The following is a 14,069-nucleotide window of genomic DNA, read 5'->3' as shown; positions in this document are numbered from 1 at the left end:
GTAATAAGACGATAAACGACAGAGCAATACAAATGACAGTCTACACCTTTATTTTCTTGTCCAGATATGTATGCTTTCTACTGTAAAATAGTTTTTCATTTTGGAGTTGCATTGTTCTCGATATCTATATGTTCGGTGAAACAAGGTGCGTAATGATAAAATAAGAGCAATCTTCTTTTGTTTGTCATTACGTTAACGGTGAACGTTAGCTCAACAACCAGATCTATAGCGTAAAGACAGAAGGTTGCCGGTAGATCGGTAGCCCTTTAAGCGAACGGGCAGGATAGTTGAATGATTTCGCGAATAACTTAAGTCATGACGAATTTACGAAGTTCGCAAAAAAGACGTTAGCCGAAAGAAGTTCTTAGTTTAGGAGGAGTCTATATGATATTAGAAAAAGTTATAAATAGAATTGTAATACAAAGTGAATATAAGGATTTTGTTGATAAGTATATAGATAATATACTTACCGAATTTAAAGGTAAGATTCATAGCATTTATATGTGTGGCTCGATTCCAAAAGGAACTGCTAAACCTTTTAATTCAGATGCAGACTTTACTATTGTATGTGTAAGTCCCAAAGATATTGATTACGAAAGATTGTCAAATATTAAAGACAGGCTTTTGGAAGAATATCCAGTAATAACTAAGATTGATACGATAATTTGCTCGATTGACGATGTATTAAGTAAACCAAATGAGTGGGGTTTTTGGGTAAAGATAATTTGTGTTTGCATATATGGTCATGACGTTGGTGAAAAAGTACCACCGATAATTATTTCTCCAGAGTTCATTTTAGACTTAAATACAGAGACCAAGGAGGAAGTGGATCGTATACATAGTTTACTTTCTAATGCTAGTGATAACACAATGGAAACTAGATATATCAAAGGTTACTCTAAGAGATTAATTCGTGCATTATACTCTTTGGTTTTAGAAGATACAGGTGTATGGCAAGATGACATTATTAAGATGAAGAATGCCATATTAAACTATTGTGAGATTGACTCCGCTTTAGTTGATTATCTGTATGCTTGTTACTTGGATAGTAATGTACTTGTTGAAGAGTTTCTGGGAATTGCAGATGAAGTATATAGCTATTTTGAGAACGCCTTAAATGCAATGGCTGCTTCCAGAACTTCCCTCGGCTAACACCATATTGATGCTCCGGGTCACTCTGAGAAGCGAGTGACCACATCCAGCCCCCTAAGCCCGTCGGGACGTCACTGCATTAGGTGTTCGGCAAGCCTCACAACTATAAGCAGCGACTCTAATTAAAACATAAGACTATTGAGCTCACGGGAAACGATAGCTCAACAACCAGATCTATAGCGTAAAGACAGAAGGCTGCCAGTAGATCGGTAGTCTTTTAAGCTATTGGGCAGTTTAACTCAATAATGCTTGTTGACAGGGAACATTTGGGGATTATATACTCAATTCAAATAATTTACGGCTAAATGCATTGATTGGAAGTATTAAAGGTTATCTATTGCTCAGAGAACTTTCGGTAGGTGCGAGACAGCCGATAGTCCCTCCAACTCACCCATGAGCGGTAGGTTGAAAGGTCTTAACGGTTAACCTCCGTAACTAGGTTCTAAGATGATTCGTTATCGACTAAATAGCGAATCAAGAAGAGTGGTACCGCGATGGAAAAACCTATTGCCTCTTTGTAGACAATAGGTTTTTTGTTGCTTTAGTAACAATAAATACTTCAGTTGGTAGGTGGGAATTGTGAAACTAAGTCAATTTATTTGGTTAGGTGATGTAGATAAGCACTTAGATGCCCCCTTTGTAACAAATTATAAAGACATCACTATTGGCTTATACGGAGGAAATACTTCTTCTGGTGCCAACAAAAATGAGGACGGGGCTCTTATTTGGCGTAGTGAGGATAATAGCTGTGAATTTTTAGTGATTTTAGATGCCCATAATACCGCACAAAGTGCCGAATTAGTAATACGTAGCTTGCAAAGACATTGTCGGAGAAACTTCTTGTCTAATCTGCGTTAGAAAAGGACCATATTTATGGTGGCTTAATATAGGCGACTGTGTCCTTTACCTCCTTCATGAAGAACTGCAAAAAATGGGTCAGTTTGCCATGAACCAAAGGAACTTTTACGAATGGCTTGGAAATCAGAGTGCATTTAATTATGGAATACCTTGTTATACCACTGGATTACGTGAACTTCGTCCTGGGAAAAACATGATTCTTATGACGACTGATGGTCTTTTAGAGTTCGGAGAATGTCATTACAACAATCCGAGAAATATATATGATTGCTTAAAATCTCAATTTGAATTTTCTTTAGACACATGTGTTCAAGAATTGCTAACAGCCGTCCACGTTGGTAAAGGTCGAGATAGTGCGACGATTATTTCTTGGACCATTGAAAATAATTCACCAGCTTGTTACCCTTCTGATTCTAACGGTAAACGATAGCGTAAAGAGCAGACTGCTAATGCAATCTGTTTTTTATATTGAAGTAACGGGCAGGATAGTTTGGAGAAACATAGAATATCTTCAAAGATGTCTAGAAAAGTGGAGGAACATTATGGGGACGGATATTCACTATTTTGTGGAACAAAAAATGTATCGACATCGATACAACGACCCAGATAGGTCAGGGAAATGGATATCGATTGATAAATGGACAAAGAGTAGCTGGGCGATTCTTTATCCTGAACGTGACGAATCTCCGACGTGGATTGTTGAGTCCAACGATATGGTTTTCAAGGATCGGAATTACGACCTCTTTGCAATCTTAGCCAATATACGAAATCCTGAGAACATGCCTTATATCAGTGAACCACGTGGATTACCGGAAGATGTTAGTGAAGAAATACGACTTCAAATAGAGTACGGTGAATTTCATAGTACTACGTGGTTTACTGCCAAAGAACTGCTTGAATTTAATTGGGATCAAGTATTTGAGTATGAAGACGAAACCATGGACGGCGAAGTATTTATTGACTCAGTAAATTATATGGAATGCGGAAGCAAACTTTTGGATGTCGTCAGAAACTTAGTTGGAAGAAAGGAGAAATCTGATTTTAGAATTATAATCACATTTGACTGTTGAAGAAATCATTCAACTATCGGGGAACGTTAGTTCAACGACAACAGCGGCAGACCAAGACTGTATTTATCAAGTCTTGATCTGCCGCTGTTTTTTTAATGGATCAGTCTAAAACTTATTAATCTTTAAGCAAAAGGGACCTCGGCCAGCAGTATACATTGAGTTGGGCAGCCATCTATGGCTTCCTGGAGTTCCTCTTGTAAGTCCTCCGAGATGAGAGTGATCCCCTGATTCTTATCCCCCGCATAAATCACCTCAGCGATCCCGTCATAATCCAGATCGAAAATATCCGGGGCGGCGGAATTACAGGAACCACATGCAATACAAGCTTCCTTGTTAACACTGACATAAGTGCTCATAACTTATTCTCTCCTTTTATTCATATCGTCTCACGTCATTTTACCTCTCACCTTATGTTCTAATCAATGGAAAACGGATGGTTTAACAATAGATTCAAATAATATGTTATATAATATCACACCAGTCTTGTGTAACCGTTAACAACCCGGTATTGGTTGCGCTATCATAAGATTCGCGAAAGATAAAGTTCGGATATTGATGCTTAATAATGCAATGAAATTAAAAATATAACGGTTACAATGCTCGTTTTACGAATGAAAAGCTGCTGCGGATTTTGAACGTCTGCCTTATCCGTTGACAGTTTTTTCAGTTTTGCTATGATCTAAACAACTTAAACGTGCTTTTGAAGAGCGGTCGTATAAGGGGCTGGAAATAAGTTGTGAAGTTCATCGCCATCATGCTGAGTTCTGAAATCTTGTAAATTAAAAAGGAGTGTACAGAGATGACAAGAAAGATTGCAATTTACGGTAAGGGCGGAATCGGAAAATCGACTACACAGCAAAACACCGCCGCAGCACTGGCCTATTTTCATGATAAGAAGATCTTTATTCATGGTTGTGACCCAAAGGCAGACTCTACCCGGATGATCCTTGGTGGGATGAATCAAAAGACATTAATGGATATGCTCCGTGATGAAGGTTCAGAGAACATTACCACAGAGAAGGTTGTGAAATCCGGATATTTAGGTATTCAATGCGTAGAATCGGGCGGTCCTGAACCGGGAGTAGGATGTGCGGGCCGCGGTGTAATTACAGCCATTGATTTAATGGAAAATAATGGTGCCTATACAGAAGATTTAGATTTTGTGTTCTTTGATGTACTGGGTGACGTTGTATGCGGCGGGTTCGCAATGCCAATCCGCGATGGCAAAGCCCAAGAGGTTTACATTGTTGCTTCAGGTGAGATGATGGCCATTTATGCGGCAAATAATATTTGTAAAGGCCTTGTGAAATATGCCAAACAAAGCGGTGTTCGTCTGGGTGGTGTCATCTGCAACAGCCGTAATGTGGATAGGGAAAGAGAGTTTCTGGAAGAATTCACGGCAGCGATCGGCACGCAGATGATTCATTTTGTACCCCGCGATAACATTGTGCAGAAAGCTGAATTTAACAAAAAGACAGTTGTTGAATATGACGCTGAGTGCAATCAGGCCCATGAATATGGAGAGCTGGGACGCAAAATACTTGAAAATGAAAATTTTGTGATTCCTAAACCTCTATCCATGGATGAATTAGAAGCAATGGTCGTTAAATACGGGATTGGTGATTAGAATTTCTTCTAAAAAATCATATGCTTTCGAAGTAAGTTTAGACCCGTCAGGGCATTAAAATTTAGGAGGAATGATTCATGCCACATCACACATTTAAATGCAGCGAGTGTATTCCTGAACGGACACAGCATGCAGTTATGAAAGGTCCTGGAGAGGATTTGACATCGGCCCTTCCCGAAGGTTATCTGAACACTATTCCAGGGACCATCTCGGAACGTGGCTGTGTGTACTGCGGAGCCAAACATGTTATCGGGACACCGATGAAGGATGTGATCCATTTAAGTCATGGACCAGTTGGATGCACCTATGATACCTGGCAAACCAAACGTTATATTAGCGACAATGACAACTTCCAGATCAAGAATACCTTTGCGACGGATGTAAAGGAGAAGAATATCGTATTTGGAGCCGAAAAACTGCTGAAGCAGAACATTATCGAAGCGTTTAAGGCTTTTCCCCAGATCAAACGAATGACCATCTACTCCACCTGTGCTACAGCACTGATTGGGGACGATATAAGTGCAGTTGCGGGGGAGGTCATGGAAGAAATGCCTGATGTAGATATCTTCGTCTGCAATGCTCCTGGATTCGCGGGTCCGAGCCAGTCAGGCGGACATCATATCATTAATATTGCCTGGATCAAACAAAAGGTTGGAACGGTAGAACCGGTAATCACCAGCGATTATGTGATCAATTATGTCGGTGAATACAACATTCAAGGTGATCAGGAAGTAATGGTGGATTATTTTAAGACTATGGGTATTCAGGTGCTGTCCACTTTTACTGGAAATGGCTCCTACGACGACCTCCGAGCGATGCACGGAGCACATCTTAACGTACTGGAATGTGCGAGATCGGCTGAATACATCTGTAACGAACTTCGAGTGAAATATGGAATTCCACGTCTGGATATTGATGGTTTTGGTTTCGAACCGCTCTCGGCATCTCTTCGCAAGGTCGGTTTATTCTTTGGGATCGAGGATCGGGCGCAAGCGATCATTGATGAGCAAACCGCCAGATGGAAGCCGGAGCTGGACTGGTACAAGGAACGCCTGCAAGGGAAAAGAGTATGTCTGTGGCCCGGCGGTTCTAAGCTGTGGCACTGGGCAAATGTAATTCATGAGGAGATGGGGCTTGAGGTCGTCTCCATGTATACGAAATTCGGTCACCAGGGTGATATGGAAAAAGGGATTGCCCGCTGTGAACAAGGTGCGCTCGCTATTGATGATCCGAATGAGCTTGAGGGTCTTGAAGCCATGGAGATGCTGAAACCGGATATCATCTTGACCGGCAAACGTCCAGGTGAAGTAGCCAAGAAGGTGCGGGTTCCATATCTCAATGCGCATGCGTACCATAATGGCCCTTATAAGGGATATGAAGGCTGGGTCAGATTCGCGCGCGATATCTATAACGCCATTTATTCACCGATTCATCAGCTCTCGGCCCTCGATATCAGCAAGGATAAGATTCCAACGGATAAAGGATTCTCTACCCAAAGAATGACCTCCGATGTGAATTTGAGTGAAGAGATCAGAACTTCAACTGAAATGAGACAGTATACCGGAGAATATGACTCTGTTTCCAAATTGAGAAATAAGACATACCCAATTACACAAAATCAGCTTGCCAGTGTGTGAGCATAGGGGAGGAGCACCCGAATGGAAAATCTGATGAAAGACAGAATTGCGCAGCTGGAGAATTATATTATGAAGAAATGTCTATGGCAATTCAACTCCCGGGCCTGGGACAGAGAAAAACAAAATGAGGGCGTACTTACCAAAACGATGCAGATCCTATGTGAAGAGCCTGTGGAGAAGAGCACACCCGCTGATAAATGTTATTGGGTGGATGCCGTGGTTCTAGCCGAAGCCTACAAAACTCGCTTTCCGTGGTTATCTGCAATGGATAAAACGGAAATTAAGCTGCTAATGCAAGGGCTAAAGGATCGTATCGATTATGTAACCATTACGGGTTCTCTGAATAAAGAGCTTACTGTCAAACTATATTAATTCTGGAGCGGGGGGAGTAAGACTATGACTTGTGAAATTGTACAAAAAGGCCGCAGTGGTGTGATTAATCCGATATTTACCTGCCAGCCAGCAGGTGCGCAATATGCCAGCATCGGAATCAAGGATTGTATTGGAATCGTCCATGGTGGACAGGGGTGTGTAATGTTCGTCCGCCTGCTGTTCTCGCAGCATTTTAAGGATAATTTCTTAATCGCCTCTTCTTCTGTACATGAGGATGGAGCCGTATTCGGCGCTTTGGATCGTGTGGAACAAGCGGTTGATGTGCTTTTGATGCGGTACCCGGATGTAAAAGTGGTCCCAATCATCACCACCTGCTCGACGGAGGTCATTGGCGATGACGTTGACGGTGTGATCATGAAGCTCAATAACGGACTGCTGAAGGAAAAATATGCGGGCCGCGAAGTTCATCTGATAGCGATTCATACCCCAAGCTTTGTGGGAAGCCAGGTTAGTGGATACGATGTTGCCGTGGAAGCTATTGTCGCTCATTTTGCTCGGAAAGATCAACCTAACGGCAAGCTGAACTTGATTACAGGCTGGGTCAATCCGGGAGACGTAAAAGCGCTTAAGCACCTTCTGGCAGAAATGGATGTGGATGCGACCGTCCTGTTTGAAATCGAATCCTTCGATTCACCGATTATGCCGGACAAAAGCGGCGAATCCCACGGGAGCACGACAATAGAGGATATGACCGGAACGGCAAATGCACTGGGTACGATCGCGCTCAATAAATACGAAGGGGGAAAAGCGGCCAAATATCTGGAGAAAAACTTCGCGATTCCAACTATTATCGGTCCTACCCCAATCGGCATTCGCAACACGGACACTTTTCTGCAAAATGTGAAGCTATTAACTGGCAAATCCATTTCTGAATCGCTCGTTCGCGAACGGGGGATTGCCATCGATGCCTTGGCTGATCTCGTGCACATGTTCCTGGCCGATAAGAAAGTCGCTATCTATGGACACCCCGATCTGGTGATCGGTCTGGCTGAATTCTGCATTGACTTGGAGATGAAGCCCGTACTTGTACTCCTTGGTGACGACAATACGACCTATAAGAACGACCCTCGCATCAAGGCTCTGCAGGAAAATGTGGAATTCGATATGGAGATCGTATTGAATGCGGATCTGATGGAGCTGGAGAACCGGATCAAGAACAAGGAGGTTGAGCTTGATCTGATTCTGGGCCATTCCAAGGGGCGATTTACTTCTATCGACAATAATATTCCCATGGTACGTGTGGGTTTCCCAACCTATGATCGTGCCGGACTATATCGTCATCCGATCGTCGGTTATGCAGGCGCGATTTGGTTAGCTGAAGAGATCGCGAATACACTATTCACTGATATGGAGTATAAGAAAAATAAAGAATGGGTTCTGAGTGTATGGTAGGCGAAAGTGATGTAGAGGAATTTGAAGAAAATTATCGGGATGCGATAGGCTTCCATCGAAGAGCAGAACAATTTTTACGTGAAGGACAGCGATTTAGCCTTGTTTTTAATGTAGGATCAGTTGCGCTGGAGCGTTACCTAGTAGCCTTGTGTCATCTATACGGGATCATGCCCCTTAATCACAATTATATCTGTCTTATGAATGCTGTAGAAAGCGTCGTTGTTGATTTCCCGCCGAAACTGAATAAAGAGATCAGATCACTGGACTTCATCTTCGGGATCTGTTCTCTGGATGACTATTTTCATGGAACGCCCCAGCCGGCCGACTCCACCCGTGTTCTCGCTATGTGTAATGCAGTGCGGGAGTTATTTGATCCTTCAATCATTCCGTCTGTCAGAACTTCATTCGTTTCATAAATCTTAACAACAAGTCTTCTGAACATTCAGAAGGCTTTTTTTGTGACAAATGTCATTATGCATAACATTAGTATGTGTTATTTAGGCATGAAAACGAAAATAATTAGTGACTAATTGATTATTAAAGCGATATGATATTAAAATAAACATAATAAGTTATATAACGTAACATGTTCAGAGAGGTGGAACGATCATGATAGAGGAAAAGAAAATACAACCGGTTGAACTCGAACTTCCCCGTGATTGCACTTTCTCGCGAGAAGATTGGCTGGTATTAGCTCAATATTGGTACCCGGTTGCTATTGCGGAAGAAGTGCAGGATAAACCGCTTGCTGTGAAGCTTTTAGATATGAAGCTCGTATGTTACCGCAGTGAGGGCAAGGTTGTTATTGCCCGCGACCTTTGCTTTCACCGGGGAGCGCCATTAAGTAAGGGTTGGGTGGAGAATGGGGAGATTGTCTGCCCCTATCACGGCTTTCGCTATAACTGTGAAGGCAAGTGTACGGCTGTTCCGGCACATCCAAGCGCCAAAATCTCACCTAAGCTGAAACTGATAGTCTATCCCGCGGTTGAACGTTATGGCTTGATTTGGACCAGCCTGGCGTCAACACCGGAGCAGATTCCCGCCTTTCCGGGATGGGATGATCCGGATTATATCAATATACTTCCGCCAAGTTTCGATATCGCGGGTTCATCCGGACGCCAGATGGAGGGATTTCTGGATGTATCGCATTTTGCCTATGTACACACCAAAACCTTCGGCGATCGTAATAACACTGAAGTGCCCCAATATAAGGTGAGACGTGAAGGCGATGAGCTGGTGGCTGAATATTGGAGTACGGTCAGCAATTACGGGAAGGGCCAGGATAATCCTGCCCCGGAGGGTTTTCAGTGGCTTCGTGAATTCCGTGTGTTCCCTCCATTTGCGGCATCTCTGACGGTATACTTTCCGGATGAAGGAAGACTGAGAATTCTGAACTGTGCGTCACCCGTTTCTGCCCGCTACACCCGATTGTTCTGCCCTATCTCCAGAAATTTTGACAAGACTGCTCCAGTTGAAGATACGATCAAGTTTAACTTGCAGGTATTTGAGGAAGATCGGGAGATGGTTGAGGCACAGACACCGGAAGATCTGCCTTTGGATTTGCAGGCCGAAGCTCATATTCCGGCAGACCGCACGTCCATTGCTTACCGGCAGCTCCTTACTGAACTGGGGCTGGGCCAATCTTATACTTCTTAAGGATACAAATTCACAATTGCATGAATCCACACCAACAAACCTGATGAAGAGATTTTCATCGGGTTTGTTGGTGTTTTTGTGGGGAATGATAGAAATCATATTAGGAATTATTTTGCAGATTAGTCAGGTATTTTTCATATATTGTCCACAATTAAGCTTGGTTTTGTGGGTATAGATAGCCCCTTTGAGTCATGTATGGATATCCATCCAATAGTATGCTTAAATTAAAACTTTTAAAAATCAAAATATAAAATGATTGTGCGTAAGGGGTGAAAGATGTCCAGAAAAGGTAATGGATCACACCATATACATAAGGTTCGTGTTTGGTTCCTGTTGATCCTGATGAATGTGGTTTGGATCGTTCCGCTGAATGCCGGTATAGCCACTGCAAGTTCGATATCACAGACTGAGGCGATCGCTCTGCAGCCTATTATTGATCAAGCCCAAACTGGAGATGTACTGGTATTGGCTCCAGGTACTTATCTCGGGCCTGTGGTAATTGATAAACGGCTCTCTATCAGTGGTGAGGGAGCCGTTACGTTATTGAATCATTCAGAAGATTCAGCCATTCAGATTAACTCGAGTGGAGTGAAGTTGCAGGAGATGAACATTCAGCAAGATGCAGACGGAGATTCGGCTGCAATTGTGGTGAGAGCCGATCAAGTAACCTTAGCAAATCTGGTTATTCATACCGGAGGGTACGGGATTATACTTCGAGATGCAAACGGAGGTGTGATCCGGAACAACAAAATTCGCTGGTTCATCCCCAAAGGGCAGGCCCCAGGTACTAGTGGCAATGGGATTGATCTCTATAATTCTCATGGTACAAAGATTATGGAGAATGAGATCACTTATTTGCGGGATGGAATCTATCTGGAAAACAGTCGAAATACAGTAGTAGACCAGAATAAGCTCTATTATTTGCGCTATGGAATCCACTGCATGTATATCGATGGTTCTTACGTGACCAACAATATTGGAGAGTATAATATCACCGGTGCTATGGTCATGGGAGTGACGAATGTAGTGGTATCCGGCAACTCCTTCCGTAAACAAAACCAGAATGTTCATTCCCAGGGAATTCTCTTGTATGACGTACATACGTCGGCTATTGTGAACAACACGGTGGAAGGAAATCGTGTAGGCATATATATGGAACAATCTTCCGATAATGATCTAAGAGACAATATTATCCTTAGGAATTTCATTGGTGTTCAGTTTCTGGGTGCGGAAGGCAATCAGTTTCAGAATAACGGGTTCATCGCCAATGTTATTGAAGCGGAGGCAACAGACAGCAAGGACAATAAGATGAACAGGAATTTCTGGGATTCTTTTCAGGGGCTGGATGTAACGAATGAGGGGACAAGCGATATACCCTATGCTATCAACCCCTTCTATCAGCAGTTAATTAGTAACAACTCCGCTTATCAGTTATTTTTTCAATCACCGGGAATGACCTTTTTGAGCGATATGTTTACAAATGGCAAGGAAGAATGGTCTACCGATCACACACCGCTTATGAAGCTGACAACCGGGGCTCCTGCGGAGACTGCCTCAAGTTATGGGATTGTAATGGTTGTGGGCTGGCTTCTGTTGTTTCTGTCTGTAGTAACTATAATCTATTTGGGGGTATTACGTTTATGAAGAAGTGGTATATGCTTGGGTTAATAGTGCTTGGAATGTTGTTGTTGTCCGCCTGCGGGGAGAAGAAATATGCAGCTCTTCCTATCAATGAAGAAGTAGATATCTGTGTAATCTGCAATATGCAGGTTAAGGATGATGCATTTGCTACACAGCTTACCACAAAAGATGGGAAAAATTATAAGTTTGATGATATCGGCTGTATGAATAAATGGAAAGAACAAAATGGGTCAAAAGAAATTGGGATGGATTATGTCCGTGATTATAACGACAAAGAGTGGATTGAATTTAGTAAAGCAAGTTATGTCTACGATGAATCCCTCCGGACACCCATGGCCTATGGCGTGATCAGCTTCAAGGATGCAGGATCTGCGGAAGCTTTTGTAAAAGAACAGGGTCTAGGTACTGTCTTGACCGCTGGAGAACTGGCCTCTCATGAATGGACACAAAATCAGAATATGATGAACATGGACATGATGAACGACGAAGAACACAAGGACGGGGAAATGTCTGATGATATGGAGAGCAAGGATGCAGATAAAGGGATGGATATGGATAAGTGACCTTAAGAAGCTGGAGATGTGATTTATGACAGATATGATGCAAGTGGCCCGAAGAGAGATCAAGATGGGGTTCCGCAATCCCTGGGCCTATTCTTTTCTGGCTCTGTTCTGCACGTTTAGTCTAAGCTTACTGGTCATCAATTCACAGAATATCGTACAAGGCTATTCGGCCATTACGGGCTCGATGCTAAGTCTTGTATTGTATCTTCTGCCGCTGATGACCTTGTTTCTAGGGTCTTTCTCTTTAACTTCAGAGAAGGAGGAGGGCAGCTGGCAGCTGTTATCTACTTACCCTATGGGGACAATGTCATTTATTCTTGGCAAATATGTAGGTCTATCTGCAGTTCTGCTCCTTATTGTAGCGTTTGGTTATGGTCTAATGGGGTTTATCAGTGGGTTGATTGGAGTCAATTTTGATGCCACAACCTATTTTCTTTTTCTTGTTTTTTCAGCTGGACTAGTCCTGCTATTCTTGACCATCGCTCTATTCATAGGTTCGTTGTCCCGAAATCGCTGGCAGGCGTTGACGATCTCTGTCTCTGTTTGGTTTTTCTTAGTCATTGGATGGCCAACCTTTCTGATTGCCGTATTAGGTATTTTACCGTATTTATGGATCAAGCCTCTGTTAGTGGTCTTAACGATTATGAATCCTGCTGAGCTGGTAAGGTTGTTTGTTGTGATTAAGCTTGGAGGAGGTTCAGTACTTGGACCTGAATATTATCAGTGGGTGGAGTGGATTGGACGTCCCGAAGGCAGCTTGCTGTTTATTGGCATATGTCTGAGCTGGATTATTGCCTCTATCTTTGCTGTGTACTGGATCTGGGAGAGGGGGCGTTCCCGTGGGTGAGATTGTAGTGAATGTGGCCGGCGTATCCAAGGTCATTCGCAAGCAAACTTTGGTTGAAGATATAAGTTTTCAAATTCCCAAGGGAAGTGTTCTTGCCCTATGCGGCGGTAATGGAGCAGGTAAAAGCACTGTATTACGAATGATTGCGGGCATACTGCAGCCTACCTCCGGTACGGTTACAGTCAACAATCTTCGCTGGAGCAAGGAACGAAAGCTATTCTCGCAGCAAATCGGCTACATGCCAGATGATTATCAATTCAATCAGGGACTGTCGGCTGAAGAAACTCTGATGTTCTGGGCGGCTTTGCGGAAGGTTCCCAAACGGAAGACAAGGGTGGAAGAAGTCCTTGAGTTGGTCGGATTAGCGGAGAAAAGAAAAAGTCTGGTGAATACCTTCTCCAAAGGGATGCGTCAGCGTATTTTATATGCCCAAGCACTATTAGCCAAACCGCCGCTGCTGATTATGGATGAGCCAACCAACGGTCTTGATCCGTTCTGGATGAATGAATTCGTCGAACGATTACACAACATCAAGCAGGAGGGGCATACTGTAATCTTTTCTACACACCAGTTGGAAATTGCGGATAAAGCAGCGGATCATATCGTATTTCTAAGCAACGGGCGAAATGTGGGGGAGGGTTCTACTGGGCAAATACGTGAACAGTTTGGTTCACTCTATGCTGCGTTTAATCACAGTCTGGGTCTGAAATGAAGAGACAACGCTGGGTTGCGCTGCTGATTATTGCTGTACTAATTGCCGCAGGAGTCTGGACGATTATCCAATCTAGAGGCCCGGATGGGAAGGAAGCTGCTGGAGCTGTAGCCCCTATATTTGAGTTAACCACGATTCAGGGGCAGAAGGTTCGACTGGCAGACTATAAGGGTCAGGTTGTAGTGATCAACTTCTGGGCATCTTGGTGCGGTCCTTGTGTTCGGGAGATGCCGTTAATTGATCGTATCCATCAAACTCAGGCGCCTGAGGTAACAACATTGTTTATCAATGTGGGTGAATCCAAAGGGACGGTTGTGGACTATTTGGAGAGTCAACACTTCTCTTTTCCTGTTAGTATAGATATTACGGGAAGAGCATCAGGATTATATGGAATTACAGGACTGCCAGCGACGTTTATCATTGATGCGAGTGGAGTCATTAGAAAAGCTGTGCTTGGCGAGATAACAGAATATTCCCAACTGGAATCATGGGTGGAGGATGCGAAGATACCGTTATAAGAT

The 14,069-nt window shown here is 43.1% G+C and carries 14 protein-coding genes and 1 pseudogene; 14 read left to right on the top strand and 1 reads right to left on the bottom strand.

What is annotated here, in order from left to right:
- Positions 1-384: 384 nt before the first annotated feature.
- The 3 genes and pseudogenes from H1230_RS21520 (at position 385) to H1230_RS21510 (ending at position 3,080) form a co-directional block, all read left to right on the top strand.
- Positions 385-1,152, top strand: coding sequence for a nucleotidyltransferase domain-containing protein (locus H1230_RS21520; protein WP_239711931.1), 768 nt, complete (start codon positions 385-387; stop codon positions 1,150-1,152).
- Between the two features lie 579 nt (positions 1,153-1,731).
- Positions 1,732-2,440: pseudogene (locus H1230_RS21515) on the top strand (protein phosphatase 2C domain-containing protein).
- A gap of 112 nt (positions 2,441-2,552) precedes the next feature.
- Complete coding sequence (locus H1230_RS21510) at positions 2,553-3,080, top strand: hypothetical protein (protein ID WP_239711930.1); 528 nt, start codon at positions 2,553-2,555, stop codon at positions 3,078-3,080.
- Positions 3,081-3,202: 122 nt separating this feature from the next.
- Here H1230_RS21510 and H1230_RS21505 read toward each other — a convergent pair whose 3' ends face one another.
- Complete coding sequence (locus H1230_RS21505) at positions 3,203-3,436, bottom strand: ferredoxin (RefSeq protein WP_239711929.1); 234 nt, start codon at positions 3,434-3,436, stop codon at positions 3,203-3,205.
- A gap of 443 nt (positions 3,437-3,879) precedes the next feature.
- Between H1230_RS21505 and nifH the strand changes: the two genes are divergently transcribed.
- The 11 genes from nifH (at position 3,880) to H1230_RS21450 (ending at position 14,066) form a co-directional block, all read left to right on the top strand.
- Positions 3,880-4,707 (top strand): nitrogenase iron protein, encoded by an 828-nt coding sequence (nifH, locus tag H1230_RS21500; protein ID WP_239711928.1) that lies wholly within the window; start codon positions 3,880-3,882, stop codon positions 4,705-4,707.
- Between the two features lie 77 nt (positions 4,708-4,784).
- On the top strand, positions 4,785-6,344 hold the full coding sequence (gene anfD / locus H1230_RS21495; protein ID WP_239711927.1) for a nitrogenase iron-iron protein, alpha chain: 1,560 nt from the start codon (positions 4,785-4,787) through the stop codon (positions 6,342-6,344).
- Positions 6,345-6,365: 21 nt separating this feature from the next.
- Positions 6,366-6,716 (top strand): Fe-only nitrogenase subunit delta, encoded by a 351-nt coding sequence (gene anfG, locus H1230_RS21490; RefSeq protein WP_239711926.1) that lies wholly within the window; start codon positions 6,366-6,368, stop codon positions 6,714-6,716.
- 24 nt (positions 6,717-6,740) lie between these two features.
- On the top strand, positions 6,741-8,129 hold the full coding sequence (anfK, locus tag H1230_RS21485) for a Fe-only nitrogenase subunit beta (RefSeq protein WP_239711925.1): 1,389 nt from the start codon (positions 6,741-6,743) through the stop codon (positions 8,127-8,129).
- Positions 8,108-8,545, top strand: a complete 438-nt coding sequence (locus H1230_RS21480; RefSeq protein WP_239711924.1) for a hypothetical protein — start codon at positions 8,108-8,110, stop codon at positions 8,543-8,545. The genes anfK and H1230_RS21480 overlap by 22 nt, the downstream gene beginning before the upstream one ends.
- A 193-nt stretch (positions 8,546-8,738) precedes the next feature.
- Positions 8,739-9,785 (top strand): aromatic ring-hydroxylating oxygenase subunit alpha, encoded by a 1,047-nt coding sequence (locus tag H1230_RS21475; protein ID WP_239711923.1) that lies wholly within the window; start codon positions 8,739-8,741, stop codon positions 9,783-9,785.
- Between the two features lie 276 nt (positions 9,786-10,061).
- Entirely contained in the window at positions 10,062-11,429 is a 1,368-nt protein-coding gene (locus H1230_RS21470; protein WP_239711922.1) for a right-handed parallel beta-helix repeat-containing protein, read from the top strand.
- A complete protein-coding gene (locus H1230_RS21465) occupies positions 11,426-11,989 on the top strand; it encodes a nitrous oxide reductase accessory protein NosL (RefSeq protein ID WP_239711921.1) in 564 nt (187 codons plus the stop codon). The genes H1230_RS21470 and H1230_RS21465 overlap by 4 nt, the downstream gene beginning before the upstream one ends.
- A 25-nt stretch (positions 11,990-12,014) precedes the next feature.
- The gene (locus tag H1230_RS21460; protein WP_239711920.1) at positions 12,015-12,836 is read left to right on the top strand and encodes an ABC transporter permease; all 822 of its coding nucleotides are present in this window, start codon (positions 12,015-12,017) and stop codon (positions 12,834-12,836) included.
- Complete coding sequence (locus H1230_RS21455) at positions 12,829-13,548, top strand: ABC transporter ATP-binding protein (protein ID WP_239711919.1); 720 nt, start codon at positions 12,829-12,831, stop codon at positions 13,546-13,548. The genes H1230_RS21460 and H1230_RS21455 overlap by 8 nt, the downstream gene beginning before the upstream one ends.
- Complete coding sequence (locus H1230_RS21450) at positions 13,545-14,066, top strand: TlpA family protein disulfide reductase (RefSeq protein WP_239711918.1); 522 nt, start codon at positions 13,545-13,547, stop codon at positions 14,064-14,066. The genes H1230_RS21455 and H1230_RS21450 overlap by 4 nt, the downstream gene beginning before the upstream one ends.
- Positions 14,067-14,069 lie beyond the last annotated feature (3 nt).

The sequence above is a fragment of the Paenibacillus sp. 19GGS1-52 genome, from assembly GCF_022369515.1.
Taxonomy (GTDB): Bacteria; Bacillota; Bacilli; order Paenibacillales; family Paenibacillaceae; genus Paenibacillus_AQ.
This window is presented reverse-complemented; position numbering and strand designations above follow the sequence as displayed.

Bases quoted from the DNA above. Each gene is read 5' to 3' on its own strand.
- H1230_RS21520 (WP_239711931.1), top strand. From the start codon at position 385: ATGATATTAGAAAAAGTTATAAATAGAATTGTAATACAAAGTGAATAT.
- H1230_RS21510 (WP_239711930.1), top strand. From the start codon at position 2,553: ATGGGGACGGATATTCACTATTTTGTGGAACAAAAAATGTATCGACAT.
- H1230_RS21505 (WP_239711929.1), bottom strand. From the start codon at position 3,436: ATGAGCACTTATGTCAGTGTTAACAAGGAAGCTTGTATTGCATGTGGT.
- nifH (WP_239711928.1), top strand. From the start codon at position 3,880: ATGACAAGAAAGATTGCAATTTACGGTAAGGGCGGAATCGGAAAATCG.
- anfD (WP_239711927.1), top strand. From the start codon at position 4,785: ATGCCACATCACACATTTAAATGCAGCGAGTGTATTCCTGAACGGACA.
- anfG (WP_239711926.1), top strand. From the start codon at position 6,366: ATGGAAAATCTGATGAAAGACAGAATTGCGCAGCTGGAGAATTATATT.
- anfK (WP_239711925.1), top strand. From the start codon at position 6,741: ATGACTTGTGAAATTGTACAAAAAGGCCGCAGTGGTGTGATTAATCCG.
- H1230_RS21480 (WP_239711924.1), top strand. From the start codon at position 8,108: ATGGGTTCTGAGTGTATGGTAGGCGAAAGTGATGTAGAGGAATTTGAA.
- H1230_RS21475 (WP_239711923.1), top strand. From the start codon at position 8,739: ATGATAGAGGAAAAGAAAATACAACCGGTTGAACTCGAACTTCCCCGT.
- H1230_RS21470 (WP_239711922.1), top strand. From the start codon at position 10,062: ATGTCCAGAAAAGGTAATGGATCACACCATATACATAAGGTTCGTGTT.
- H1230_RS21465 (WP_239711921.1), top strand. From the start codon at position 11,426: ATGAAGAAGTGGTATATGCTTGGGTTAATAGTGCTTGGAATGTTGTTG.
- H1230_RS21460 (WP_239711920.1), top strand. From the start codon at position 12,015: ATGACAGATATGATGCAAGTGGCCCGAAGAGAGATCAAGATGGGGTTC.
- H1230_RS21450 (WP_239711918.1), top strand. From the start codon at position 13,545: ATGAAGAGACAACGCTGGGTTGCGCTGCTGATTATTGCTGTACTAATT.